The sequence below is a fragment of the Methylobacterium komagatae genome (genome assembly GCF_042661665.1).
Lineage (GTDB): Bacteria > Pseudomonadota > Alphaproteobacteria > Rhizobiales > Beijerinckiaceae > Methylobacterium > Methylobacterium komagatae.
Genome location: NZ_JBHSWN010000001.1, coordinates 1,324,572 through 1,348,533 on the forward strand (window position 1 = coordinate 1,324,572; position 23,962 = coordinate 1,348,533).

The 23,962-nt window shown below is 67.7% G+C and carries 18 protein-coding genes, 1 tRNA gene and 5 pseudogenes; 16 read left to right on the forward strand and 8 right to left on the reverse strand.

Translation table 11 applies throughout. The annotated features are described in order from the left end of the window. Positions 1 to 1,623, reverse strand: a complete 1,623-nt coding sequence (locus ACFQE0_RS06410) for an ABC-F family ATP-binding cassette domain-containing protein (RefSeq protein ID WP_378968135.1) — start codon at positions 1,621 to 1,623, stop codon at positions 1 to 3. A gap of 146 nt (positions 1,624 to 1,769) precedes the next feature. Between ACFQE0_RS06410 and ACFQE0_RS06415 the strand changes: the two genes are divergently transcribed. Next, positions 1,770 to 2,030, forward strand: a complete 261-nt coding sequence (locus ACFQE0_RS06415; protein WP_378968137.1) for a hypothetical protein — start codon at positions 1,770 to 1,772, stop codon at positions 2,028 to 2,030. A gap of 59 nt (positions 2,031 to 2,089) precedes the next feature. On the opposite strand, the pseudogene ypfJ reads toward ACFQE0_RS06415, so the two are convergent. Beyond that, positions 2,090 to 3,004: pseudogene (ypfJ, locus tag ACFQE0_RS06420) on the reverse strand (KPN_02809 family neutral zinc metallopeptidase). 79 nt (positions 3,005 to 3,083) lie between these two features. Beyond that, a pseudogene (locus tag ACFQE0_RS06425) lies at positions 3,084 to 3,937 on the reverse strand (uracil-DNA glycosylase). A 205-nt stretch (positions 3,938 to 4,142) separates the two neighbouring features. Here ACFQE0_RS06425 and ACFQE0_RS06430 point away from each other — a divergent pair. The 6 genes and pseudogenes from ACFQE0_RS06430 (at position 4,143) to ACFQE0_RS06455 (ending at position 11,530) form a co-directional block, all read left to right on the forward strand. Beyond that, positions 4,143 to 5,816, forward strand: a pseudogene (locus ACFQE0_RS06430) (electron transfer flavoprotein-ubiquinone oxidoreductase). A gap of 93 nt (positions 5,817 to 5,909) precedes the next feature. After that, on the forward strand, positions 5,910 to 6,170 hold the full coding sequence (locus ACFQE0_RS06435; RefSeq protein ID WP_378968139.1) for a flagellar protein: 261 nt from the start codon (positions 5,910 to 5,912) through the stop codon (positions 6,168 to 6,170). A 154-nt stretch (positions 6,171 to 6,324) separates the two neighbouring features. Continuing rightward, positions 6,325 to 8,199, forward strand: a complete 1,875-nt coding sequence (locus ACFQE0_RS06440) for a tetratricopeptide repeat protein (RefSeq protein WP_378968141.1) — start codon at positions 6,325 to 6,327, stop codon at positions 8,197 to 8,199. Between the two features lie 254 nt (positions 8,200 to 8,453). Beyond that, positions 8,454 to 10,126 (forward strand): annotated as a pseudogene (locus ACFQE0_RS06445) (formate--tetrahydrofolate ligase). 199 nt (positions 10,127 to 10,325) lie between these two features. Further along, entirely contained in the window at positions 10,326 to 10,814 is a 489-nt protein-coding gene (locus tag ACFQE0_RS06450) for a MarR family winged helix-turn-helix transcriptional regulator (RefSeq protein ID WP_378975323.1), read from the forward strand. Next, complete coding sequence (locus ACFQE0_RS06455) at positions 10,814 to 11,530, forward strand: response regulator (RefSeq protein ID WP_378968143.1); 717 nt, start codon at positions 10,814 to 10,816, stop codon at positions 11,528 to 11,530. The genes ACFQE0_RS06450 and ACFQE0_RS06455 overlap by 1 nt, the downstream gene beginning before the upstream one ends. Positions 11,531 to 11,645: 115 nt before the next feature. Here ACFQE0_RS06455 and ACFQE0_RS06460 read toward each other — a convergent pair whose 3' ends face one another. Next, positions 11,646 to 12,344: a YggS family pyridoxal phosphate-dependent enzyme gene (locus tag ACFQE0_RS06460; RefSeq protein WP_378975325.1), complete on the reverse strand. Its 699-nt coding sequence runs from the start codon at positions 12,342 to 12,344 to the stop codon at positions 11,646 to 11,648. Between the two features lie 170 nt (positions 12,345 to 12,514). Here ACFQE0_RS06460 and leuS point away from each other — a divergent pair. From leuS to ACFQE0_RS06475, 3 genes and pseudogenes are all read left to right on the forward strand, one after another. Next, positions 12,515 to 15,093, forward strand: a pseudogene (leuS, locus tag ACFQE0_RS06465) (leucine--tRNA ligase). 181 nt (positions 15,094 to 15,274) lie between these two features. After that, complete coding sequence (locus ACFQE0_RS06470) at positions 15,275 to 16,303, forward strand: asparaginase (protein ID WP_378968145.1); 1,029 nt, start codon at positions 15,275 to 15,277, stop codon at positions 16,301 to 16,303. A gap of 9 nt (positions 16,304 to 16,312) precedes the next feature. After that, positions 16,313 to 16,843: an isochorismatase family protein gene (locus ACFQE0_RS06475; protein ID WP_378968147.1), complete on the forward strand. Its 531-nt coding sequence runs from the start codon at positions 16,313 to 16,315 to the stop codon at positions 16,841 to 16,843. A 6-nt stretch (positions 16,844 to 16,849) separates the two neighbouring features. Here ACFQE0_RS06475 and ACFQE0_RS06480 read toward each other — a convergent pair whose 3' ends face one another. Further along, on the reverse strand, positions 16,850 to 17,437 hold the full coding sequence (locus tag ACFQE0_RS06480; RefSeq protein WP_378968149.1) for a sigma-70 family RNA polymerase sigma factor: 588 nt from the start codon (positions 17,435 to 17,437) through the stop codon (positions 16,850 to 16,852). Continuing rightward, the gene (locus ACFQE0_RS06485; RefSeq protein WP_378968151.1) at positions 17,434 to 17,676 is read right to left on the reverse strand and encodes a NepR family anti-sigma factor; all 243 of its coding nucleotides are present in this window, start codon (positions 17,674 to 17,676) and stop codon (positions 17,434 to 17,436) included. Before ACFQE0_RS06485 ends, ACFQE0_RS06480 begins: the two co-directional genes overlap by 4 nt. A 354-nt stretch (positions 17,677 to 18,030) precedes the next feature. Between ACFQE0_RS06485 and ACFQE0_RS06490 the strand changes: the two genes are divergently transcribed. The 4 genes from ACFQE0_RS06490 to ACFQE0_RS06505 all read left to right on the forward strand — a co-directional run bounded on the left by ACFQE0_RS06490 (position 18,031) and on the right by ACFQE0_RS06505 (position 22,425). Next, positions 18,031 to 19,434 (forward strand): ethanolamine ammonia-lyase subunit EutB, encoded by a 1,404-nt coding sequence (locus ACFQE0_RS06490; protein WP_378968153.1) that lies wholly within the window; start codon positions 18,031 to 18,033, stop codon positions 19,432 to 19,434. After that, positions 19,431 to 20,183, forward strand: a complete 753-nt coding sequence (gene eutC / locus ACFQE0_RS06495; RefSeq protein ID WP_378968155.1) for an ethanolamine ammonia-lyase subunit EutC — start codon at positions 19,431 to 19,433, stop codon at positions 20,181 to 20,183. The genes ACFQE0_RS06490 and eutC overlap by 4 nt, the downstream gene beginning before the upstream one ends. Positions 20,184 to 20,454: 271 nt before the next feature. Next, positions 20,455 to 20,688, forward strand: coding sequence for a hypothetical protein (locus tag ACFQE0_RS06500; RefSeq protein WP_378968157.1), 234 nt, complete (start codon positions 20,455 to 20,457; stop codon positions 20,686 to 20,688). Between the two features lie 294 nt (positions 20,689 to 20,982). Further along, positions 20,983 to 22,425, forward strand: a complete 1,443-nt coding sequence (locus ACFQE0_RS06505; RefSeq protein WP_378968159.1) for a mannose-1-phosphate guanylyltransferase/mannose-6-phosphate isomerase — start codon at positions 20,983 to 20,985, stop codon at positions 22,423 to 22,425. 6 nt (positions 22,426 to 22,431) lie between these two features. Here ACFQE0_RS06505 and ACFQE0_RS06510 read toward each other — a convergent pair whose 3' ends face one another. Continuing rightward, positions 22,432 to 22,740 carry a hypothetical protein gene (locus tag ACFQE0_RS06510; RefSeq protein ID WP_378968161.1) on the reverse strand — a complete coding sequence of 103 codons (309 nt, stop codon included), beginning with the start codon at positions 22,738 to 22,740 and terminating at the stop codon, positions 22,432 to 22,434. Positions 22,741 to 22,865: 125 nt separating this feature from the next. On the opposite strand from ACFQE0_RS06510, the gene ACFQE0_RS06515 reads away from it, so the two are divergent. Together ACFQE0_RS06515 and ACFQE0_RS06520 are read left to right on the forward strand one after the other, a co-directional pair. Then, the gene (locus tag ACFQE0_RS06515) at positions 22,866 to 23,195 is read left to right on the forward strand and encodes a helix-turn-helix domain-containing protein (RefSeq protein WP_378968163.1); all 330 of its coding nucleotides are present in this window, start codon (positions 22,866 to 22,868) and stop codon (positions 23,193 to 23,195) included. A 340-nt stretch (positions 23,196 to 23,535) separates the two neighbouring features. Beyond that, positions 23,536 to 23,859, forward strand: a complete 324-nt coding sequence (locus tag ACFQE0_RS06520) for a helix-turn-helix domain-containing protein (RefSeq protein ID WP_378968165.1) — start codon at positions 23,536 to 23,538, stop codon at positions 23,857 to 23,859. On the opposite strand, the gene ACFQE0_RS06525 is transcribed toward ACFQE0_RS06520, so the two are convergent. Continuing rightward, positions 23,860 to 23,934, reverse strand: a tRNA-Thr gene (locus tag ACFQE0_RS06525). Positions 23,935 to 23,962 lie beyond the last annotated feature (28 nt).

Here is a 23,962-nt window from a genome sequence, read left to right on the forward strand (position 1 = left end):
TCAGCTGCGCAGGCCCGGCGCCTCCCGGCCCGTGCTGGCGACGTATTCCGTGTAGCCGCCGCCATATTGGTGCGCGCCCTCGGGGGTGATCTCAAGCACGCGGTTCGATAGGGCGGCCAGGAAATGCCGGTCGTGCGAGACGAACAGCATCGTCCCCTCGAAGGCGGAAAGCGCTTCCACCAGCATCTCCTTCGTGCCGATATCGAGGTGGTTAGTCGGCTCATCGAGCACGAGGAAGTTTGGCGGATCGTAGAGCATCAGGGCCAGCACCAGCCGGGCCTTTTCGCCGCCCGAGAGCACACGACAGCGCTTCTCGATATCGTCCCCGGAGAACCCGAAGCAGCCCGCGAGCGTGCGCAGCGACCCCTGTCCCGCCTGCGGGAACGCATCCTCAAGCGTCTGGAACACGGTTCGCTCGCCGTCGAGCAAATCCATGGCGTGCTGCGCGAAATAGCCGAGCTTCACGCTGCCGCCGACAGTGACGGAGCCGGAATCCGGCGTCGTGGTGCCGGTGACGAGCTTCAGGAGCGTCGACTTGCCGGCGCCGTTGACGCCCATGACGCACCACCGCTCCTTGCGGCGGATCGCGAAATCGAGCCCGTCATAGATAGAGCGGCTGCCGTAGCGCTTCTCGACGCCCTTGAGCATCACCACGTCGTCGCCTGAGCGCGGCGGTGCCTGGAACTCGAAGGCCACCGATTGGCGGCGCCGGGGCGGCTCGACGCGCTCGATCTTGTCGAGCTTCTTCACCCGGCTCTGCACCTGGGCCGCATGGGAAGCGCGGGCCTTGAACCGCTCGATGAACTTGATCTCCTTGGCGAGCATCGCCTGCTGGCGCTCGTACTGCGCCTGCCGTTGCGCCTCGTTCTGGATCCGCTGCTGCGCGTAGAAGGCATAATCGCCCGAATAGGTGGTCAGCGTGCCGCCATCGATCTCGATGACTTTGCCGACGATGCGATTCATGAACTCCCGGTCGTGGGAGGTCATGAGCAGGGCGCCGTCGTAGCCGCGCAGGAAGTTCTCGAGCCAGATCAGGCTCTCGATGTCGAGGTGGTTCGAAGGCTCGTCGAGGAGCATCACGTCGGGGCGCATCAGCAGGATGCGGGCGAGCGCCACGCGCATCTTCCACCCGCCGGAGAGGGCGCCGACATCGCCTTCCATCATCTCCTGGCTGAAGCCGAGCCCGTCCAGCGTCTCGCGCGCCCGCCCGTCGAGGGCGTAGCCGTCCAGTTCCTCGAACCGGCCCTGCACCTCGCCGTAGCGCTCGATCAGCGCCTCCATCTCGTCGGCCCGGTCCGGGTCGGCCAGGGCCGCGCCGAGTTCGGCGAGTTCGGCCGCGACCTCGCTCACCGGCCCCGCCCCGTCCATCACCTCCGCGACGACGCTGCGGCCCGCCATCTCGCCAACATCCTGGCTGAAATAGCCGATCGTCACCCCACGCTCGGACTGGACCTGCCCCTCATCGGGCTGCTCCTCGCCGGTGATCATGCGGAACAGGGTGGTCTTGCCCGCCCCGTTCGGGCCGACGAGGCCGATCTTCTCGCCGCGCTGAAGCGCCGCGCTGGCCTCGATGAAGACCAGTTGTTTGCCGTTCTGCTTTGTTATGCGGTCGAGGCGTATCATGATGGGGGCGGCTGTCCGGCGGGTCTGCGGCGGCAGTTACGTCATGGACGGCTCCAGCGCAAAGCTCGGCAAGCATGGCTGCGCGGCGTCGCACCCGGGAAACGGTGGGCGCGCCGCGAGTTGCCAAGCGCAACAAGAGGACAACGATGCTGTTCGGCTGGTGGAAGACGGGCATGGACATGTCCATGCTCGCGATGGAAGCGCAGGGCGTGATCCTGCAGCGTCTGACGATGCTCTCGATGGGCGGTCCCGCGGCGCAGGTGGAGGCGCAGCGCATGGTGACCGAGAAGGTGCTCGCGGCGGGCGAGGCAATGATGATGATGGCCTCCGGCGCCTCGAACCAGAAGGTGATTCACTCCTACCGCCGGAAGGTGCAGGCCAACGCGCTGCGGTTGAGCCGCCGCTAGGTCTCGTTCGTCGGTGCATCCCCTCTCCCCAGTCGCGGGGAGAGGGGAAGGACCGTCGTTCAGTTGTTCGCGGTGCGGAACGTATCGCAGGACTTGGTTTGGCCGCTCTTGTAGCCGGCCATGAACCAGCGTTGGCGTTGAGCCGACGAGCCGTGCGTGAAGGAATCCGGCACGACATAGCCACGTGAGCGCTGCTGCAGGGCATCGTCGCCGATCTGGGCGGCGGCGTTCAGTGCCTCGTCGATGTCGCCCTGCTCCAGTTCCGCGTACTTGTCATTGGAGTTCTTGGCCCAGACGCCCGCGAGGCAATCGGCCATCGAGCTCGATCCGCACCGAAAGGGCGTTCGCCTCGGTCTTGCTGGACGCCTGCTGCTGGCGGGCCTGCACCTTGCCGAGGATGCCGAGCACGTCCTGTACGTGGTGACCGACCTCGTGGGCGATGACGTAGGCGTAGGCGAAATCGCCCTTCACGCCGAACTTCTGCGCCATTTCCTTGAAGAAGCCGGTGTCGAGGTAAACCTTCTTGTCCAGCGGGCAGTAGAACGGCCCCATCGCAGCCTGGGCCGAGCCGCAACCCGAGCGGGTGCCGCCCGAATAGAGCACCAGGGTCGTGGGCGTGTAGGCCTTGCCGGTCTGCTGTGGCAGGATCTGACTCCACACGTCTTCGGTATTGCCGAGGATCTTCGAGGCGAAGCGCCCGCTCTCGTCGGTGGGGGCCTGGCGCCGCTTGGCCTGGGTCTGGGGGTCGACCTGCTCCTGGCGCTGGCCGCCGCCACGCCCGATCTGCTCGGCGCCGCCCATCAGGATCGCCGGGTTGATGCCGGTGAAGTAGCTGATGATCAGCACCACCACGATGGCGCCAATGCCGAGCCCGCCCGCGCCGCCGCCGGGGAAACCCATCCCGCCACCGCCGCCGCCACCCTCACCGCGACGGTCCTCGACGTTGTCAGAGCCCGAAGATCTTCCCAGCGCATGATCCCGCCATCCGTGCCGCACCGGCCGCATCCGGCTTGGTCTAATGGCGGGAGGGGAGACCCGGTTCCGAGCCCACCGTCAAGCTTTCCCGTCGAGGGCTGCACGCAGGGCGCGGAAATCCCGCCAAGCGAGGCGCTTCTGGAGCGGCTGGCGCAGCAGGAAGGCCGGATGCAGCGTCGCCAGCAGCCGCGTCTCGCGAGAGGGGAGGGCGTAGGTGAAGAACCGCCCGCGCGTCTTTAGGATACCGTCCTTGGTGCCGCTCAGCGTCTGCGTCGCCGGGGCGCCGAGACAGACGATCAGGTCGGGATCGACCAGTTCGATCTGCCGCTCCACGAAGGGACGGCACATCGCCACCTCCTGCGGGGTCGGGTTGCGGTTGCCCGGTGGGCGCCAGGGTACGACGTTGGCGATGTAGGCCGAGGTGCGGTCGAGGCCGATCGCGGCCATCATCTTGTCGAGCAATTGGCCGGAGCGGCCCATGAAGGGCTTGCCGATCCGGTCTTCGTCGGCGCCCGGCGCCTCGCCGAGAAACATCACCCGCGCCTGCGGATTGCCGTCTCCGAACACAAGGTTCTTGGCGGTGAAGCGCAGGGGGCAGGATTCGAACCCCGCCAGGATCGCTTCCAGTTCCTCCAAGCTCTTGGCGTCGCGGGCCTGGGCGCGGGCATCGCCCGCCGCCGCCTCGGGCTCGGCCGAGGCGGCGCGGCCGTAAGTCGCCCGCTGCGGGGGAGGGGAGGGGGTGGCGCGAGAGGGATGGCCTGGGGAGCTGCTTGCCGCGGCACCGTCCTCCGGGGGCGGGGGGCTGGCTCCGGCGCATCCGCCTCCGTGAAGCGGTCATGCGGCTTCTCGTCGAGCGCGACATCGACCCCGGCCTCCGTGTGGAAGTCGAGGATGGCGATCAGGTCGGCCTGCGCATCGGCGGGATCGGGCATGGAGGGAAGATGGGGTTCGCTCACCCTGTGGACAATTCCCGTTCGCCCCGATGCGTCAAGGGGATGCGGGCCACCCTCCGCCGTCTTCGCGCGTCCGGAGGAGCGTGCCGGTGGAACACCCGTCAATCTACCAGCTTGCGTTTCCAGCTTGGAATCGGTTCAGACGGCAGTCAAAGCTGAGACAAGAAGATCAGGAGTGGTGAGGATGGCGCTGCCCGAACGGGAAAGCATGGATTTCGATGTGGTGATTGTCGGCGCGGGGCCTGCCGGTCTGTCGGCCGCGATTCGCCTGAAGCAGCGCGCCGCCGAAATCGGTGAGGAGATCAGCGTCGTGGTGGTGGAGAAGGGCTCCGAGGTCGGCGCCCATATCCTCTCCGGCGCCGTGGTCGATCCGATCGGCCTCGATGCCCTGCTGCCCGAGTGGCGCACGGATCCCGAGCGTCCGCTCAAGACCGCCGTCGAGCGGGACGAGTTCATGATGCTCACCAAGAACAGCGGCATCACCCTGCCGAACATGTTCTTCCCCAAGCTCATGTCGAACCACGGCAATTTCGTCGGCTCGTTGTCGAACGTGTGCAAGTACCTCGGCGCGCAGGCCGAGGCGCTCGGCGTCGAGATCTATCCGGGCTTCCCGGCCTCCGAGGTGCTGTTCGACGAAGCGGGCGCGGTGGTCGGCATCGCGACGGGCGATCTCGGCATCGGCAAGTCGGGCGAGCCGCGCGACGACTATACCCGCGGCATGGAACTGCGTGGCAAGTACACCGTGTTCGGCGAGGGCGCGCGCGGCAACCTTACGAAGGGGCTCATCGCTCGCTACGGGCTGAACGCGAACAGCGATCACTTCAAGTACGGGCTCGGGGTGAAGGAGCCTGGCGGCTCGCCCCGAACAAGTTCGAGCCCGGCCTCGTCCAGCACACGATGGGCTGGCCCCTGCCGAACAAGGCGGGCGGCGGTAGCTGGCTCTACCATTTCGACGATCATCTGCTCTCGGTCGGCTTCGTCACGCACCTGAACTACGAGAACCCGACCCTGTCGCCGTTCGAGGAGTTCCAGCGCTTTAAGACCCACCCGATGATCGCGGAGACCTTCGAGGGCGCCAAGCGCATCGGCTATGGTGCGCGCGCGATCATGGAAGGCGGCTGGCAATCGGTGCCGAAGCTCGTCTTCCCCGGCGGCTGCCTCGTCGGCTGCTCGGCGGGCTTCGTGAACGTGCCGCGCATCAAGGGCTCGCACAACGCGGTGCTCTCCGGGATGCAGGCGGCCGATGCCATCGCCGATGCGCTCAAGGCGGGTCGCCAGGGCGACGAGCTCGACGGCCTACGATCAGGGCTGGCGCGACAGCCCGATCGGGCAGGACCTGAAGCCGGTGCGCAACGTGAAGCCGCTCTGGTCCAAGTACGGCACGCTGGTCGGCATCGGCCTCGGCGGCATCGACATGTGGGCGACGAGCATTCTCGGCGCATCGCCCTTCGGCACGCTCGGCCACGGCAAGCCGGACCATGCCTGCCTCAAGCCGCTTTCCGAGGTGACGCCGATCACCTATCCGAAGCCGGACGGTAAGCTGACCTTCGACCGGCTCTCCTCGGTCTACCTCTCGAACACCAACCACGAGGAAGACCAGCCCCCGCACCTGAAGGTCCGCGACATGGAGCTTCAGAAGCGGTCCGAGCACGACGTGTTCGGGGGACCCTCCAACCGGTACTGTCCGGCGGGCGTCTACGAGTGGGTGGAGGACGCGGCAGCCTCTGACGGCGTGCGGTTCCAGATCAACGCGCAGAACTGCGTCCACTGCAAGACCTGCGATATTAAGGACCCGAACCAGAACATCGACTGGGTGACGCCGGAAGGTCCGGGCGGCCCGAACTACCCGAACATGTGATCGGGGTTGTTGGGGTGGAGATCGCTCACATTCGAGCGATCTCCTGCACCCGATCCTCACGCATCAGCGGCATGCTGACTTAGTGAGGTGACGATGTCCGATGCCCTGACGATCGCGACCGGCGGCATGAACGCGGCGGCCCAGCGGCTCGACGCCGTGGCCGGGCGCGTCGCCACCCTCGGCACGGGGATGATGCCGGACGGAAGCAGCAGCGCGCTGCCGCCCGCCGCGACCCTCGACCTCTCCACGACGGCGCTCGATCTCATCTCGGCGGAGGCGAGCTTTTCGTTGAACGCTGCCGTGGCGCGCACCGCCGACGGCATGATGAAGCGCACCCTCGACATCCTGGTCTGAGCCGGGCCCGCGACGCCCGCGCCATCCTTTCGCCTTGCGGGGATGGCGGGATGAGTCCAGTCTCCGGGCGCATTTCGCCCGGGCCCCTTGCGCCCAGCATGTTTTCAGGCGTCCGGCCCTTCCGGGCCCGGCGCCTCAGGAGCCGGAACGGTTCATGACCCATTTTCGCGCCCGCCGCACCGCTTCGGCGCTCGCCCTCCTGCTCGCCACCGGTCTCGTCCCCGGCGCGTACGCGGCCCAGCCGAAGGAGACCGTCTCGTCCCCGGCGGGCGATTACGAGCCGGCGGAATCGCTCGAAGGCAACTTCCTCTCGGCCTACATCGCCGGAGCGGCGCGCGACACGACGGCGGCGGCCACCTTCTACCGCGAGGCGGTGCGGGCAGACCCGCGCAACGCGGAGCTCGTCGAGCGCGCCTTCATCTCGCTGCTGGCCGACGGCGCCTTGCCGGATGCGTTCCGCCAAGCCGAGAAGCTCGTGTCGCGCGACCCCACCAACGGGCTCGCGAACCTGTCCCTGGGCGTCCGCCAGATCAAGGCGAGCCAATGGTCCGCTGCCCGCCAGAACTTCTCGCGCAGCGGCCGTGGCGCGGCCACCGACCTCACCGCCACGCTCCTGACCGCGTGGTCCTTCGCGGGGGCGGGCGATGGCAAGAAGGCCCTCGACACCGTCAACAAGCTGCGGGGCGAGCGGTACTACAACACCTTCCGCGACTATCATGCCGGCCTGATCGCCGCCGTGACCGGTGACGACAAGGAGGCCGAGGCGCGCCTGAAGGCCGCCTACGAGGGTGACCGCAACACCCTGCGCATCGTCGATGCCTATGCCCGCCAGGAGGCCAGCATGGGCCGCACCGACGTGGCGATCCAGGCCTATTCCGACTTCGACAAGCTCTCCCCGCGCCACCCGCTGGTGCGCGACGCCCTCGACAAGCTGAAGGCGGGCAAGCCGCTCGGCAAGCTCGTCACCAACGCGCAGGAAGGCGCCGCCGAGGTGCTCTACGGGCTCGGCTCGGCGGGCTCGACGCAGGGCGACGAGTTGCCCGCCGTGATCTACCTGCGCCTCGCGCTCTACCTGTGGCCGGACCACGGCCTCGCCCGGCTGACGCTCGCCGACACCCTCGACCGGATGAAGCAGCCCGAGCGCGCGAACGAAGCCTATGCGCAGATCCCGGCGAACTCGCCCCTGAAGCTCAACTCCGACATCCAGATCGGCCTCAACCTCGAGCAGATGGGCAAGAGCGACGAGTCCCTGGCTCAGCTCAACGCCGCCATGAAGGCGCATCCCGACGACATCGACGTCATCACGGCGCTCGGCAACGTCCAGCGGGCACGCAAGCAATATGCGGATGCCGCGCAGAGCTACACCCGTGCCATCGAGCTGATCGGCGACCGCCCGGTCACGAACTACTGGACCACCTACTACTTCCGCGGTGTCGCCTACGAGCGCGCCAAGCAATGGCCCAAGGCTGAGGCCGACCTGAAGAAGGCCCTGTCCCTGGTGCCGGACAGCCAGCCCGCCGCCAAGGCGCAGGTGCTGAACTACCTCGGCTATTCCTGGGTCGACCAGAACATGAACATCGACGAGGCGTTCAAGCTGCTACAGCAGGCGGCCGATTCCGCCCCGCGTGACGGCATGATCGTCGACAGCCTGGGCTGGGCCTATTTCCGCCTCGGCCGCTGGGACGATGCCGTGCGGGAACTGGAGAAGGCCGTCGAGCTGAAGCCGGGCGATCCGACCATCAACGACCATCTGGGCGACGCCTATTGGCGCGCGGGCCGCCGCCTGGAGGGCAAGTTCCAATGGCAGCACGCCAAGGACCTCAACCCCGATCCGGATGATCTCGCCAAGATCAACGAGAAGCTGAAGGACGGCCTGCCCGAAACGAGCAAGCCGACCACCACGGCCGAGAACCCGCCGGCCCCCGTGGCCGCGCCGCATAACCCCGATAACCCGGAACTCCCCAAGGGTGCGCCCCAGCCCCACGAGGCACCGGGCGCGGCCGACAAGGCCAAGAAGTCCGGAGGTTGAGGGGCGGGCATCGATTCCCCTCTCCCGCGAGCGGGAGGGGGGACCGGATCCTGTCGCGGTCACACTTTTCGAGGACCGGCGGCCTTCTCCCACAGGGCAAGAGCTTTTTGTCCGCCACTTGAGAAAAATCGACGCGCATTTCCCTGCGCTTTGCCTCACATTATGGCCACGATCGCACCGTGCCGCCCTTCGAGCGGCGACCGCGCGCGGCAGCGCCGCCGGGGGCAGTGTGCGTGTGACAGGGAGGGAAGCCCATGCCGTCCGATATCGAAATCGCCCGCGCGGCGACCCTCAAGCCGATCGCTCAGGTGGCCGAGAAGCTCGGCATCCCGGACGAGGCCCTGCATAATTACGGCAAGCACATCGCCAAGCTCGACCACGGCTTCATCGCCGGGCTCGAAGGCCGGAAGGAGGGCAAGCTCGTCCTCGTGACGGCGATCTCGCCGACGCCCGCGGGCGAGGGCAAGACCACGACGACCGTCGGCCTGGGCGATGCCCTGAACCGCATCGGCGAGAAGACCATGATCTGCCTGCGCGAGCCCTCGCTCGGGCCGTGCTTCGGCATGAAGGGTGGCGCGGCCGGCGGCGGCAAGGCTCAGGTCGTGCCGATGGAGCAAATCAACCTGCACTTCACCGGCGACTTCCACGCCATCACCTCCGCACACAGCCTCGCGGCGGCGTTGATCGACAACCACGTCTACTGGGCGAACGAGCCAACATCGACGTGCGCCGCATCCACTGGCGCCGCGTGGTCGACATGAACGACCGGGCGCTGCGCGCCATCACCCAATCCCTCGGCGGTGTCGCCAACGGCTTCCCGCGTGAGGACGGGTTCGACATCACCGTCGCCTCCGAGGTGATGGCGGTGTTCTGTCTCGCCAAGGATCTCGCCGATCTCGAGGAGCGGCTCGGCCGCATCGTCATCGCCGAGACCCGCGACCGCAAGCTCGTGACCCTGAAGGACGTGAAGGCCACGGGCGCCATGACGGTGCTTCTGAAGGACGCCCTGCAGCCGAACCTCGTGCAGACGCTCGAAGGCAACCCGGCCCTCATCCATGGCGGCCCCTTCGCCAACATCGCCCATGGCTGCAACTCGGTCATCGCCACCCGCGCCGGCCTGCGGCTCGCCGATTACACGGTGACGGAGGCGGGCTTCGGCGCCGATCTCGGAGCCGAGAAGTTCCTCGACATCAAGTGCCGCCAAGCGGGCATCAGCCCCTCGGCGGTGGTGATCGTGGCGACCGTCCGCGCCCTCAAGATGCATGGCGGCGTCAACAAGAAGGATCTCGGCAGCGAGAACGTCGACGCGTTGGAGAAGGGCTTCGCCAACCTCGCGCGCCACGTCACCAACGTGCGCAATTTCGGCCTGCCGGTCGTGGTGGCAGTCAATCACTTCTACGCCGACACCGACGCCGAGCACGCCAAGCTCAAGGCCCTGTGCAGCGAGAAGCTCGGCGTCGAGGCCATCACCTGCAAGCATTGGGCGGATGGCGGTGCGGGCGCCGAGGAACTGGCCCGTGCGGTGGTGAAGTTGTCCGAGGGCGGCGCGCAGGCGATCCGCTACACCTACGAGACCGAGTCGAAGCTCTCGGACAAGATCCGCGCCATCGCGACGAAGCTCTACGGGGCGGCCGATATCCAGATCGAATCGAAGGCCGCGCAGAAGCTCGCCGCCTTCGAGAAGGACGGCTACGGCAACCTGCCGATCTGCATGGCCAAGACGCAGTACTCGTTCTCGACCGACCCGGCACTGATCGGTGCGCCGGAGGGTCACGTGGTGGCGGTGCGCGACGTGCGCCTCTCGGCGGGCGCGGGCTTCGTGGTGGCGATCTGCGGTGAGATCATGACGATGCCGGGCCTGCCCAAGGTCCCCGCCGCCGACACGATCCGCCTCGACGCCAACGGGCAGATCGACGGGCTGTTCTAGGCGTCCGCCTCTCGGCGCGACGGTCGATGACAGGAGGGACGGGGCCGATGCCCCTTCCCTCCTGTCAGGCTTGACGGGCCTCGCCCGCGCTGAGAAACGTCACGGGTACTGACCTATCGCCCGTTCGGGGAGCGGCCGCGCCGTGACACCGATTGCACCGCGCGAGGAGCCTTTCGTCGCGAAATCCGTCGTCGGCACGGTGCGGCACGAGCCCGCCGGGGACGACCTGATCGAGCTCCTGTTCTTCGCCTATCGTGACTTCGTCGGCGATCCCGACCGGATCCTGTCGGCCTACGGCTTCGGCCGGGCGCACCACCGGGTGCTGCACTTCGTCGACCGTTATCCCGGTCTGACCATCGCCGAACTCCTCGACATCCTGCGGATCACCAAGCAGAGCCTCAACCGGGTCCTGAAGGATCTGATCGGCCAGGGCTATGTCGAGCAGCGGCCGGGCACGAGCGACCGGCGCCAGCGTCTCCTGACCTGCACCGAATCGGGCGCGGCGCTCGCCGCCGACCTCACCCGCGTCCAGGCCCGGCGCCTCGCGCGGGCGCTCGCCTCGCCGGACGCGACCGCCTCACCGGAGGATTTCCTGATGGCGATGATCGAGCCGGAGGACAGGCCGGCGGTGCGCCGCCTCATGGCCCGCCGGAGCGTGCGGCCCGTGCGCGACGGGGGAGGCGCCTGATGGCTCACCCCGTCCGGACCGAGGCCGACCTGCCCGACGAGGCGCCGCACATCCTCGTGGTCGATGACGACCGGCGCCTGCGGGAATTGCTGGCTCGGTACCTCGCGGAGCAGGGCTTCCGCGTGACGGCGGCGGCGAGCGCCGAGGAGGCGCGGGCTCGCGCCCAGGCCCTCGTCTTCGACGCCATGGTGCTCGACGTGATGATGCCCGGCGAGAACGGGTTCGATTACGCCCGCAGCGTGCGCGAGACCTCGAAGGTCCCGATCCTGATGCTCACGGCCCGCTCGAACCCCAACGACCGGGTGATGGGGCTGGAGATCGGCGCCGATGATTACCTGCCCAAGCCCTTCGACCCGCGCGAACTGACGCTGCGGCTCAACAACATCATCAACCGAGGCCCGGTACGCCCGCGCGACGCGGATGCGGCGCCCGTGGCTTTCGGACCTTTCGTGTTCCGCCCGGACCGGGGCGAGTTGCGCCGCGACGGCGAGACCCTGCGCATCACCGAGCGCGAGCGCGAGATCCTGTCGATCCTCGCCCAGGCCGCTGGGGCGGCCGTCGAGCGCGAGCACTTGGCCGGGGTGGGCGGCGCCGCGGCCGAGCGCGCCATCGACGTGCAGATGAACCGCCTGCGCCGGAAGATCGAGGTCGATCCCGCCAACCCGTCCTTCCTGCAGACGGTGCGCGGCGTCGGCTACCGGCTGGTGATCGACTGAAACGGGGATCCCAAAGGGCCGGGCCCTTTGGCGAGTGCAGGGCGGAGCCCTACGAACCTCCAGGGGCGTCGCCCCTGGACCCGACCAAAGGACTCGTCCTTTGGAATCCTGGATTTCAGGCCTTCTTGAGCCGCTGGCCGAAGATGGCGGTGCCAACCCGGACATGGGTCGCGCCGACCTGAATCGCCGCCGGGTAATCGCTGCTCATGCCCATAGACAGGATCGGCAGATTGCGCTCGCGGGCGAGCTTCGCCAGCAGCGCGAAATGGGCCGAAGGCGGGTCCTCCACGGGCGGGATGCACATCAGCCCCTGAATCGCGAGGCCATGCGTGTCCCGGCACTCGCTGAGCAGGGTGTCGAGCTGATCGACCGGGACACCGCCCTTCTGCGGTTCGTCTCCGGTGTTCACCTGGATCAGCAGCTGCGGCGTCCGCCCGGTGCGGGCGATCTCCTTGGCCAGGGCGGCGGCGAGCGAGAGCCGGTCGAGGGAATGAATCACATCGAACAAGGCGACCGCCTCGCGGGCCTTGTTCGATTGCAACGGGCCGACGAGGTGCAATTCCACATCCGGGAATCGCTCCTTCAGCGCGGGCCATTTCGCGGCCGATTCCTGCACGTAATTCTCGCCGAACAGCCGCTGCCCGGCCTCGAGCGCAGGAAGGATACCCTCGGCCGGAATGGTCTTCGAGATGGCGATGAGATGGACCTCGGCCGGGTCCCGGTCGCTGTCGCGGGCGGCGCGGGCCACGCCCTCGCGCACCTCCGCGAGCCCGGCGGCGACGTCGGCCTCACCCACCGGCGGGATGTGTCCGATGTCGGCGCGGGGGGCGGTCCGGGCAGGGGGGCGGCCATGATCGTGTCTCCTTGGGTCGAGCGAGCCGGGGCAAGCATGGACGGAGCGGCCATGCAAGGCCCGTTGACCCGCCGCCTCTTGGATATGCTACTGCGCCGCAAGACGCCCGTTCCCGCGACAGACCCCGCCCGATGACCGACGCACCCACCCCGATCGAACGTTACAACGCCAAGGATGCAGAGCCGCGCTGGCAAGCGGCGTGGTCGCAGGCCAAGATCTTCGAGACGGACAACGCCGACGGCCGTCCGAAATACTACGTGCTGGAGATGTTCCCCTATCCCTCGGGGCGCATCCATATGGGCCACGTGCGCAACTACGCGATGGGCGACGTGGTGGCCCGCTACAAGCGAGCCAAGGGCTTCAGCGTGCTGCACCCGATGGGCTGGGACGCGTTCGGCCTGCCCGCCGAGAACGCCGCCATGGAGCGCAAGGTCAACCCGCGCGCCTGGACCTACGACAACATCGCCACCATGCGCGGGCAGCCCAATCCATGGGCCTGTCGCTCGATTGGAGCCGTGAGATCGCGACCTGCGATCCGAGCTACTACAAGCACCAGCAGCGCATGTTCCTCGACTTCCTCGAGAAGGGGCTTGTGACGCGCCGCACGGCGAAGGTGAACTGGGACCCGGTGGACCATACCGTGCTCGCCAATGAGCAGGTGATCGATGGCCGCGGCTGGCGCTCGGGCGCGCTGGTGGAGCAGCGCGAGCTGACCCAATGGTTCTTCAAGATCACCCATTTCGCTGAGGATCTGCTCACCGCCCTCGATGGGTTGGACCGCTGGCCGGAGAAGGTCCGGCTGATGCAGAAGAACTGGATCGGCCGCTCCGAAGGCCTGGAGGTCCGGTTCGGCCTGACGCAGAGCGTTGCCGGCTACGGGGATAGCATTACGGTCTACACGACCCGGCCGGACACGCTGTTCGGTGCCAAGTTCCTGGCGATCGCGGCCGATCATCCGATCGCGGCGAGCTTGGCCGAAGGCAACGAGGCGCTGCAGGGCTTCATCGCCGAATGCCAGCGCATCGGCACGGCGCAGGCGGCCATCGACACGGCGGAGAAACTCGGTTTCGACACGGGCCTGCGGGTTCGCCATCCGCTCGATCCGTCCTGGGACTTGCCGGTCTACGTCGCGAATTTCGTGCTGATGGAATACGGCACAGGCGCCGTGTTCGGCTGCCCGGCACATGACCAGCGCGATCTCGACTTCGCCAACAAGTACGGGCTCGGCAACACACCCGTCGTCTGCCCCGAGGGCCAGGACCCGGCGAGCTTCGTCATCACCGACACCGCCTATGACGGCGATGGGCGGATGATCAATTCGCGCTTCCTCGACGGCCTGGGCACGCAGGCCGCCTTCGATGCGGTGGCGAGCCGCCTGGAAGGGGAGGGCATCGCGACCCGTAAAGTGCAGTTCCGCCTGCGCGACTGGGGCGTCTCGCGCCAGCGCTACTGGGGCTGCCCGATCCCGATCATCCATTGCGACAGCTGCGGCCCGGTGCCGGTGCCGGTCGAGGACCTGCCGGTGAAGCTGCCGGAGGAGGTCTCGTTCGACCAGCCCGGCAACCCGCTGGAGCGGGACGCGGCGTGGCGTCAGGTCCCGTGTCCGAGATGCGGGGCCGCCGCCCGGCGCGAGACCGACACGATGGACACGTTCGTCGACTCGTCGTGGTACTTCGCGCGCTTCACCGCGCCGTGGCTGACCGACCAGCCGACCGACCCGGAGACGGTGAACCGCTGGCTGCCGGTTGATCAGTATATCGGCGGCATCGAGCACGCGATCCTGCACCTGCTTTACGCCCGCTTCTTCACCCGTGCGATGCGCGAGACCGGCTGGTCCGGCGTGTCCGAGCCCTTCGCGGGCCTGTTCACGCAGGGCATGGTCGTCCACGAGACCTACAAGGACGCGGCGGGCGCCTGGGTGCCCCCGGCCGATGTGCGCCTCACTGCGGAAGGCGGGGAGCGGCAGGCGTTTCACGTGAAAACTAACGGCCCGGTAACCATCGGGCCGATCGAAAAGATGTCGAAGTCGAAGAAGAACGTGGTCGACCCGGACGACATCATCGCGAGCTACGGCGCCGACACCGCCCGCTGGTTCATGCTCTCGGATTCACCACCCGAGCGCGATGTGATCTGGACGGAGGAGGGCGTGCAGGGCGCAGCCCGGTTCGTGCAGCGCGTGTGGCGCCTTGTGAATGCGGCTTGCGCGGCTTCAGGCGACGGCGCGGCCGACTTGGCCCTGCGCAAGGCGGCGCACCGGGCGCTGGCCTCGGTGGGCGAGGACGTGGAGCGGCTGCGCTTCAACCGCTGCGTGGCCCATATCTACACCCTGGCCAATGCCCTGGATGAGGGGCTGCGGGGCCCGGTCTCGCAGAGCGCGGCGCGAGAGGCTGCGGGCATCCTCGTGCAGCTCATCGCACCGATGATGCCGCATCTTGCCGAGGAATGCTGGACGGCGCTCGGCCGGGACGGCCTCGTCGCGGCGGCGACATGGCCGGAGGCCGAGGCTGGGCTGCTGGTCGAGGACGAGATCACCTTGCCGGTCCAGATCAACGGCAAGAAGCGGGCGGACGTCACCGTCCCGCGCACGGCCGACGCCAAGGCCGTCGAAGCTGCCACCCTGGCCCTTGAGGCCGTGCAGAAGGTGCTGGAGGGCAAGGCGCCGAAGAAGGTGATTGTCGTGCCCGGCAGGATCGTGAACCTCGTCGTGTAGGCTTGGCGACCATCAATCGACGCTCTGCGACGCCGCCTCCACGGGCGCGTCGCAGAGCGGGATTGGCTACACAGCGCGCGAGCAAGGCACATCAGCGCTACCCTCGGCCATGCTGTTCAATTTCCGCAGCTAAGCCCCGCGCGGCCGAACCCTTGCACTCCCCCTCTGAGGCGGGCATCGCATGCCCGCGCGAAGAGGAAATGGAACGAATGACCGGCAAGCCGACAATCGCCTTCATCGGCACGGGCGGGACGATTTCGTCCCTCGGCCGAGATTCCTCGACATCCTCGACTACGTCGCGAACGACCGGCGGCTCGATGCCGCCGAGATCGTCGCCGCCGTGCCCGAACTCGCCGAGGTAGCGAATGTCGTGCCGGTGCCGTTCCGGACGGTCACGAGCCCCGGGATCGGCTTTGCGGAATGGCGCGACCTCGTGCGGCTTTGCGAGCAGGTGGCAGGCGAACATCCCGATCTCGCGGGCATCGTCATCGGCCATGGCACGGCGACGCTGGAAGAGACTGCCTATGCCTTGAGCCTGACGCTGACGGTTGATCTGCCGGTGGTGATCGTCGGCTCGCAGCGGCCGATGACCGCCTTGTCCACCGATGCCAAGCTCAACCTCGTGGCGGCGGTTCGGACGGCCGCAAGCCCGGCGTCGCGCGGACGCGGCGTGCTTGTGGTGCTCAATGACGAGATCCAGGGGGCGCGCGAGGTCACCAAGACCTCGGTCACCCGTCTCCAGACCTTCCGCACGCCTGATTTCGGCGTGCTCGGCCATGTCGATGGCGAGAGCGTGCGCTACTACCGGCGTTCCGAGCGGGCGCATGCCCCCGGCACGCCCTTCGATATCCGCACCATCACGGCTCTACCCCGGGTGGACGTATCCTACGCCTATGCCGATGCGGACGGGACGGCGGTGCGTGCTTTCCGGGCGGCAGGCGCGAAGGGGCTCGTCGCGGCGGGTCTCGCCCCCGGCATGGTCCCGCCCCTGGAGGCCGATGCTCTGGCTGAGGCGGTCGAGGCGGGCTTGATCGTGGTGATGTCGACCCGCGCGGGCAGCGGCGTCGTGCCCCTCAGCACCCGCCTGCGCGAGCGCGGTATCCTCAGCGCGGATAACCTGACGCCGCAGAAGGCGCGCATCCTCCTGTCCCTCGCCCTGACGGTGACGCAGGATCGCGGGCAGATCGCCGACTATTTCGCCGCCTATTGAAGCGCGCCCATGCTGCTGCCCATCGACGCCACCCGCTCGCTCCTCGTCCTGATCGACATTCAGGCGCGGCTCGTCCCGGCCCTCGCGGAGCCGGAGGCCCTGATCGCCAATGCCCGACGGCTCAAGGAGGCAGCGTCGATCCTCGATGTGCCAGTTCTGATCACCGAGCAGAACCCCGGTGCCCTGGGCTCGACGGTGCCGGCGCTGGCGGGCGGCGAAGTGGTGGACAAGATGGCTTTCGACGTGACGCGGGAGGAAGGCTTCCTCGCCCGTGTCCCGGACGAGGCCGAACTCGTCCTGGCCGGCTGCGAGGCGCATATCTGCGTTCTGCAGACGGCGATGGGGTTGAAGGCGGCGGGCCGCCGGGTGCGCGTGGTGCGGGATGCGGTGGCCTCCCGGCGCACGGAAAACCGCGAGGCGGCACTGGCTCGCCTCGCGGCCCATGGGATCGACGTCGTCACCACCGAGATGGTCGTGTTCGAATGGCTCGGCAGTGCCGCCCATCCCCGCTTTCGCGACGTAGTGCGGCTCATCAAGTAGAGGCGCTCAGCGGTCCTCGAGCGCCGCCCGCGTCGCGCCGTCCGCGCCGATATCGTCCGTGCCCTGCATGCCGAGGCTCTCGATCAGCCGCACGCGGGCGCGGCTCACCCGGCTCTTGATGGTGCCCACCGCCACGCCGCAGATCTCGGCCGCTTCCTCGTAGGTGAAGCTCTGCGCACCCACGAGAATCAGGGCCTCGCGCTGGGCGTGCGGCAACAGGTTCAGCGCCTCCTGGAACTGCGCCATCTCCATGCGCACCTCCTGCTCCGGCAGGGCGGTGAGGCGTCCGGCATGAAGGCCATCCGCATCCTCCACCTCGCGCTTGCGCTTGCGCTGCTCCGAGTAGAACAGGTTGCGCAGGATGGTGAACAGCCACGCCGTGAGGTTCGTGCCCCGGCGAAAGCTCTCCGCCCGGGTCCAGGCGCGCACCAGCGTGTCCTGAACGAGGTCGTCGGAACGGTCGAGGTCGTAGGTCAGCGAGAAGGCGAAGGCCCGTAAGGCGGGGATCGCGCCGAGCAGAAGCTCGCGCATCTCCGCGTCGGCACCCGGCGGCGTCCCCACCGGCGGGGCGGACGGTGCGAGGGAATGCATCATCGCGAGGTCTCCCGTTCGGCGCGTCCGGTCGCCCTGCCGTCCTCGGCAAGGCCCTCCACGAGGGCGCGCAGGTGGTCGGGGATCGGCAGGGCGAGGACCTGCGCATAATGGCGCTGCAATTCGCGTCCGATCCGGGCACGCGCGGCGGCATCGACCGAGCCACGCCGCCCTTCCGCGGGTTCCGGCCCGGCCCTGATCGCGGCCGTCGCAGCCGCCGCAATGTCGTGCTCCTCAGTCATTGTCTCGTCCTGACGGACGGGCCGACCGGCTCACCTCCGTCCGGTCCGTCTTACGGTCCGTGCGGCTGCGTCTCGGCGCATCGCCCTGATGGCGGCGCTGATATGATCTGGGGATTTAATCGGCTCTGAACTCTGTATTCAGGCACCATTAATAGCCAATACGAATTAGTATCGGCAAATGTTTCAGCAATGTAACAAGAAATGATCTAGAAACAAGCGAAAGCTTGGCAATGACTATGTGGGACCGAGGATGAACGTTCCCTGAGTGGTAAGCGTGGCCGAAACAAGACGAGGGCCCTAGCGTTCCTATGCGCAAACAGCGAGGATTCCTCGCGGCTCCGGGGAGACCCCTTCATGGCGTATGCAACCACCATCGAAGGCACGCGCTTCAGATTTCCGGATCTCAAAAGCCTGCTCGCCAAGGCGACGCCGGAACGGTCGGGCGATCAACTCGCGGGCATCGCCGCAGAGGGGCCGGTGGAACGGCTCGCCGCGCAGATCGCGCTCGCCGACCTCCCCCTCAAGACCTTCCTCGAACAGGAACTGATCCCCTCCGAGGACGACGAGGTGTCGGATCTCATCGCCCGGCGGCACGATCGCGAGGCCTTCGCGCCAATCTCGTCGCTGACGGTTGGCGCCTTTCGGGAATGGCTGCTCTCGCCGGAGGCGGACGCGCGGGTGCTTGCGGCCCTAACGCCCGGCCTAACGCCGGAGATGGTGGCCGCGGTCTCGAAGCTCTGCCGCCTCCAGGATCTCGTCGCCATCGCTGCCAAGCGGCCGGTGGTGACACACTTCCGCTCGACCCTCGGCCTGCCGGGGCGTCTCTCCACCCGCAACCAGCCGAATCATCCAACCGATTCGTCGGAGGGCATCCTCGTTTCCGCCCTCGACGGGTTGCTGATGGGTTCGGGCGACGCGGTGATCGGGGTCAACCCGGCGACCGACTCGCTGCCGGATTACATCCGCATCGTCGAGTTGCTGGAGACCCTGCGCCTTCGCCTGACTGTGCCGACACAGCATTGCTGCCTCGGCCACGTGACGGTGGCGATCGAGGCCATGGCCCGGGGGGCGCCGGTCGATCTCGTGTTCCAATCCGTGGCGGGCTCACAGAAGGCCAATGCCGGCTTCGGCGTCGATCTCGCGGTGTTGCGCGAGGCGGAGCAGGCGGGCCGGGCCCTCGGCCGCTGCCCGGCGGACGGCCAGTTCATGTACTTCGAGACGGGCCAGGGCTCCGCCCTCTCGGCCGACGCCCATTGGGGTGTCGACCAGCAGACGATGGAGGCCCGCGCCTACGCGGTGGCGCGAGAATTTTCGCCGCTTCTCGTCAACACAGTCGTCGGCTTCATCGGTCCGGAATACCTCTACGACGGCAAGCAGATCATCCGCGCCGGGCTGGAGGACCATTTCTGCGGCAAGCTCCTCGGCCTGCCGATGGGGGTCGACGTCTGCTACACCAACCACGCCTCCGCCGATGGCGAGGACATGGACGCCCTGTTGGTCCTGCTCTGCGCGGCGGGGGTGAACTTCGTCATCACCGTGCCGGGGGCGGACGATGTGATGCTGAACTACCAATCGCTGTCTCATCACGATGCGGTCTTCGCCCGCGAAACGCTCCGGCGCCCCCCGGCCCCGGAATTCGAGGCGTGGCTGCGCGAGGTCGGCCTCACCGACGAACAGGGGCGCCTCAACGGCGCGGCGGGCGAATTGCCCGGCGCCTTCGCGGACGCCTCCCTCCTCCTTCCGGGGAAGGCGGCATGAGTGTCCCCACCCGCCCGAGCCTGCGCGATCTGCGTTCCCTCACCCAGGCGCGGATCGCGCTCGGCGCCCATGGCGCGGGCCTGCCGACAGCGGCGGCGCTGGCCTTCGGCCTCGACCATGCCCGTGCCCGCGAGGCGGTCTGGACGCCCCTCGATACGGATGCGATCCGCGAAGCGTTGACCGCGCACGGGCTCGATTCCGTGGAAGTCCGGTCCAACGCGACGGACCGGGCGGAATACCTGAGGCGGCCGGACCGGGGTCGCACGGTGAACCCGGAGAGCGAGGCCGCGCTCGACGGCGCGGGATGCGACCTCGCCATCGTGATCGCCGATGGCCTCTCGGCCACGGCCGTCGCCCTCAACGCAGTGCCGATGGCGGCCGCCCTGGCGGAGCGGGCGAACCGCGCCGGGTGGCGCCTCGCTCCGGTGGTCGTCGCGACGCAGGCGAGGGTCGCCCTGGGCGATCCGGTGGGAGCCCGGCTGAAGGCACGGGCGGTGGCGGTGCTGATCGGCGAGCGGCCCGGCTTGTCCGCTTCCGACAGCCTCGGTTGCTACATCACCTTCGCGCCGGAGCCGGGCCTGCCCGATTCCCGGCGCAACTGCATCTCCAACATCCGGCAGGACGGTCTCTCCATCGAGGCCGCCGCCGGGCAGATGGAGGCGTTGCTACGCGCCATGTTCGTGCAGAATGTCAGCGGCGTCGGCCTGCGCCGGGACGAGGGGGCGCTGCCCGGTCCTGAGGCGGCGTGACATTCCGCTGCATTCCGAAAACAAGAAAATACGCATGTTTCAACGCGAGTAATTCAAAATAGTCGTGAATCTGGAACCGATCAATCGCGTTACGGTTGTATACACTCGTCAGATTTTTCTCAGGTTTTCACTATTCAGTGATCGACGTGGGGCTGCCAATTCGGCATAGACGCCCGCAGGCATCGCAGTAGAGGACAACGATGACTCAGGAACGCGATCCGGCCCTCGTCCGGACCGGCGCGATGAGGGTTGCGTCGGCCATGGAGACGGCATGACCGTGTTCCGTCCGCAGACGGTGGGGGATTGGGAGAAGACCGGGCATCGCGGCCTGCGTATTCCCCGCTGTCCGACCTGCCGTGCCTCGACCTGGGCCAGTTGGAGCCAACTCCAGGCTAGCGCCGATGAAGATATCGTCGCCGTGGCACAGCGCCTGCGCTGCACGTCCTGCGGCGAGTTGCCCGCCGGTCTCCCCATCGTGGCGAGCACGCATCCGTCCGTGCAGTAACCCGCCCCATTCACCCTAATTCCCTCGCAGCGCATCATCCCGGTGACGATGCCGCTTCGAGGGCTCGACCCGCCGCGTGCAATGCGGCATGACAAGATATGACCTCGTCCCGAATGCCTGGATTGTCTGTCTCTCGCAGATAATCCATGGGATATCGGGCAAGAGGCAGGGGCGACTTTCATTCTTCAACCGGGCATTTTTGCTTCCGGGCTTAGAGCTCGCAAGTCATCGGATCGCCAGGGCATGTTGTCCGCCGATCCAGTCCGGAACCGATGCGACAGCAGGAGAGAACCGATGTCGGGTGACACCACAGATCTCATCCATCCGGTCATCCTCTGCGGCGGCTCTGGCACGCGCCTGTGGCCCGCCTCGCGCGAGAGCTTCCCGAAGCAATTCATCCCGCTGGCCGAGGCGCACCGCTCGTCCTTCCAGGCGACCGCCGCCCGCGTGACCGACGGGAGCGTCTTCGCGCGTCCGGCCATCATCACCGCCAACGATGCCCGCTTCATCGTCGCCGAGCAGCTCGCCCAGGCGGGCCTCGCCGCCGACATCCTGCTCGAACCCGCCCGGCGCGATTCCGCCGCCGCCGTCACGGTGGCCGCGCTCCACGCCGCCGCCCGGAACCCCAACGCGCTGGTGCTGATCCTCGCCGCCGACCATGTGGTCGGCGACGATGCCGCCTTCCTCAGCGCCGTGCGCGCCGCGAGCCTCGGCGCCAAGGCCGGCTTCATCATGACGCTCGGCATCGTGCCGACTTCGCCCTCGACCGCCTACGGCTACATCCAGCCCGGTTCGCCCCTGCCGGGTGCTGCCGGAGAGGCCGGGTCGCGCAAGGTCGAGCGCTTCCTCGAGAAGCCCAAGGCCGACCGCGCCGAGCAGCTGATCGCCGAGGGCGCCCTGTGGAACAGCGGCTACTTCCTGTTCCGGGCGGACGTGATGCTCGACGAGTTGCGCACCCACTCCCCCGAGGTCCTGGCGGCGGCCGAAGCCTCCCTCGCGGCGGCCACACGCGACCTCGACTTCCTGCGCCTCGACACCGAGGCCTTCCTGCAATCGCCGCAGATCTCGGTGGACTATGCCGTGATGGAGCACACGACCCGTGCGGCGGTGCTACCGGTGTCGTTCCCATGGTCGGATATCGGCACCTGGGGCGCCCTGTGGGAGGTCTCGCCGCAGGACGCGGACGGGAATGCCACACGCGGCCGGGTGGCCCTGCACGGCACCCGCAACAGCCTCGTCCACAGCGAGGGCGAATTGCTCACCACCGTGGTCGGCCTGGACGACGTGGTGGTGGTCTCGACCCCCGATGCGGTACTCGTCACGAGCCGCGAGCGCGGCGGCGAGGTCAAGAACCTCGTGGAGCAGCTTCGCGCCCGGAAGGAGCCCGAAGCCGACGCCCATCGCCTGATGTACCGCCCCTGGGGCAATTATCAGCGCATCGATATCGGCACGCGCTTCCAGGTGAAGCGCATCACCGTGAAGCCTGGCGCCCGTCTCTCGCTGCAGAAGCACTTCCACCGGGCCGAGCACTGGGTGGTGGTGCATGGCACCGCCGAGGTGACCGTCGACGACCAAGTGACGCTCGTCCACGAGAACGAGGCGATCTACCTGCCGATCGGCTGCGTCCACCGCCTCGCCAACCCTGGCAAGATCCCGCTGGAGCTTATCGAGGTCCAGGTCGGCTCCTACACCGGCGAGGACGACATCATCCGCATCGAGGACGTCTACGGCCGCTGAGGCGCCTTAACTCGGATGCGGGACACGCCCCGCATCCGATTGCCGCCGCCGGATCTCGCGCCTCACGAGGCTCCACAGCACCCGGTCGCGCGCCCGGCTGCGATGCCACGCGGCGTGCTCCTCAAGAAGAGCCTGCTCCTCCGGATCGTCCGGATGCTCGCGCATCAGCCTCTCGGCCAGGGCCTCGATCTCTTGAGGGGGGATCCTTCGGGCGATGAGCCATGGCTCGGCGAGGATCCCGCCGATCACCAGGACGAACGCCGCAACCGCTACGAGCACCAACCCGAACAGGGAAAACCATAGCCAGTGGGGCATGGAGGGCGCTGCCCAATCCTCTTGCCAGGATTTGGTACTTATATTACGGCTTTTTTCCGAGTCGCAATGATAGTCCCTTCTGCCGTCCCCCTTTGCCGCGGAATCCCCGTCCCGGGAGGTACGGCGTGTCGCTTGCGGTCATCTTTGGAGCGAACCTGCGGCATCACCGGAAGGGCCGACACCTCACGCAAGCCGAGTTGGCCGAGCGCGTGAAGCTCTCGACCGAGATGATCAGCAAGATGGAGCGCGGCATCGCCGCGCCGTCGATGGTGACGATCGAACGCCTTGCCAACATCCTCGACGTGCCCGCGGTCGCCTTCTTCGGCGTCGGCACGGTGCTCACCCACGACAGCGAGCGTTCGCGCCTCCTCGGCAAGGTCCACACGCGCCTCTCGCGCCTCAACGAAGCACAACTCGCCCGCGCCAACCGGATGCTTGCGGCACTGACGGATTGAGGGGCTACCCGAAGAAGGCGCCGGTTCTCGCTCTCCCCACCTGTGGGGAGAGGCCCCCCAACACCTCGTCGTGTCGGCGGGAAGCGGAGGCGAAGCCGCAGCGATGGTGAGGGGGCATCCGAAAGAGCCTCCTACGGCCATTCCCCCTCACCTTCGGCTGCCGCCTCGCCGCGCCGACGACAGGGTCGTCGCGGCCCTCTCCCCGCAAGCGGGGCGAGGGAGTTCCCGACGCACCCACGTTTGCCAACATCCTCGTTCCAAGATTGAGAACGAAACGTACTGGTTAGACATAACATATCGTACATAGACGGGGATAGGGCTGACGGAACATTTCGTTCCCATGCATCCCCTTGGCTCCCATCTGCGCCGCAGGGCCGAGGCTCTCGGCCTGTCCAATGCCGAGGTTGCGCGCCGGGCTGGGCTCAGCGAGCGGCGCTATGCGAACTATGTCGCCGGGACACGCGAGCCCGACCTCGCGACGCTGGTTCGTATTGCTGCGATCCTCGGTCTGACGCCGGACCAGTTGCTGGGGGTGACGGGCTCACCGCCCGCATCGATCCTGATGGACCGCCTCATCCTGGCGGCGCAGGCGATGGGCGACAGCGATCTGGAAAGCTTGGTCGTCCAAGCCGAAGCCGTAGCGAGACTCCGGGCGAAAACCTGATGGTGCCGGATGAGGGGATCGAACCCCCGACCTTCGGTTTACAAAACCGCTGCACTACCGCTGTGCTAATCCGGCCCCGGTCCCCGTGGGCTCCCGCTTGCTA

Coding starts and splice junctions, on each gene's coding strand:
- ACFQE0_RS06410 (WP_378968135.1), bottom strand. CDS start 1,623: ATGATACGCCTCGACCGCATAACAAAGCAGAACGGCAAACAACTGGTC.
- ACFQE0_RS06415 (WP_378968137.1), top strand. CDS start 1,770: ATGCTGTTCGGCTGGTGGAAGACGGGCATGGACATGTCCATGCTCGCG.
- ACFQE0_RS06435 (WP_378968139.1), top strand. CDS start 5,910: ATGTCCGATGCCCTGACGATCGCGACCGGCGGCATGAACGCGGCGGCC.
- ACFQE0_RS06440 (WP_378968141.1), top strand. CDS start 6,325: ATGACCCATTTTCGCGCCCGCCGCACCGCTTCGGCGCTCGCCCTCCTG.
- ACFQE0_RS06455 (WP_378968143.1), top strand. CDS start 10,814: ATGGCTCACCCCGTCCGGACCGAGGCCGACCTGCCCGACGAGGCGCCG.
- ACFQE0_RS06470 (WP_378968145.1), top strand. CDS start 15,275: ATGCCCGCGCGAAGAGGAAATGGAACGAATGACCGGCAAGCCGACAAT.
- ACFQE0_RS06475 (WP_378968147.1), top strand. CDS start 16,313: ATGCTGCTGCCCATCGACGCCACCCGCTCGCTCCTCGTCCTGATCGAC.
- ACFQE0_RS06480 (WP_378968149.1), bottom strand. CDS start 17,437: ATGATGCATTCCCTCGCACCGTCCGCCCCGCCGGTGGGGACGCCGCCG.
- ACFQE0_RS06485 (WP_378968151.1), bottom strand. CDS start 17,676: ATGACTGAGGAGCACGACATTGCGGCGGCTGCGACGGCCGCGATCAGG.
- ACFQE0_RS06490 (WP_378968153.1), top strand. CDS start 18,031: ATGGCGTATGCAACCACCATCGAAGGCACGCGCTTCAGATTTCCGGAT.
- eutC (WP_378968155.1), top strand. CDS start 19,431: ATGAGTGTCCCCACCCGCCCGAGCCTGCGCGATCTGCGTTCCCTCACC.
- ACFQE0_RS06500 (WP_378968157.1), top strand. CDS start 20,455: ATGACCGTGTTCCGTCCGCAGACGGTGGGGGATTGGGAGAAGACCGGG.
- ACFQE0_RS06505 (WP_378968159.1), top strand. CDS start 20,983: ATGTCGGGTGACACCACAGATCTCATCCATCCGGTCATCCTCTGCGGC.
- ACFQE0_RS06510 (WP_378968161.1), bottom strand. CDS start 22,740: ATGCCCCACTGGCTATGGTTTTCCCTGTTCGGGTTGGTGCTCGTAGCG.
- ACFQE0_RS06520 (WP_378968165.1), top strand. CDS start 23,536: ATGCATCCCCTTGGCTCCCATCTGCGCCGCAGGGCCGAGGCTCTCGGC.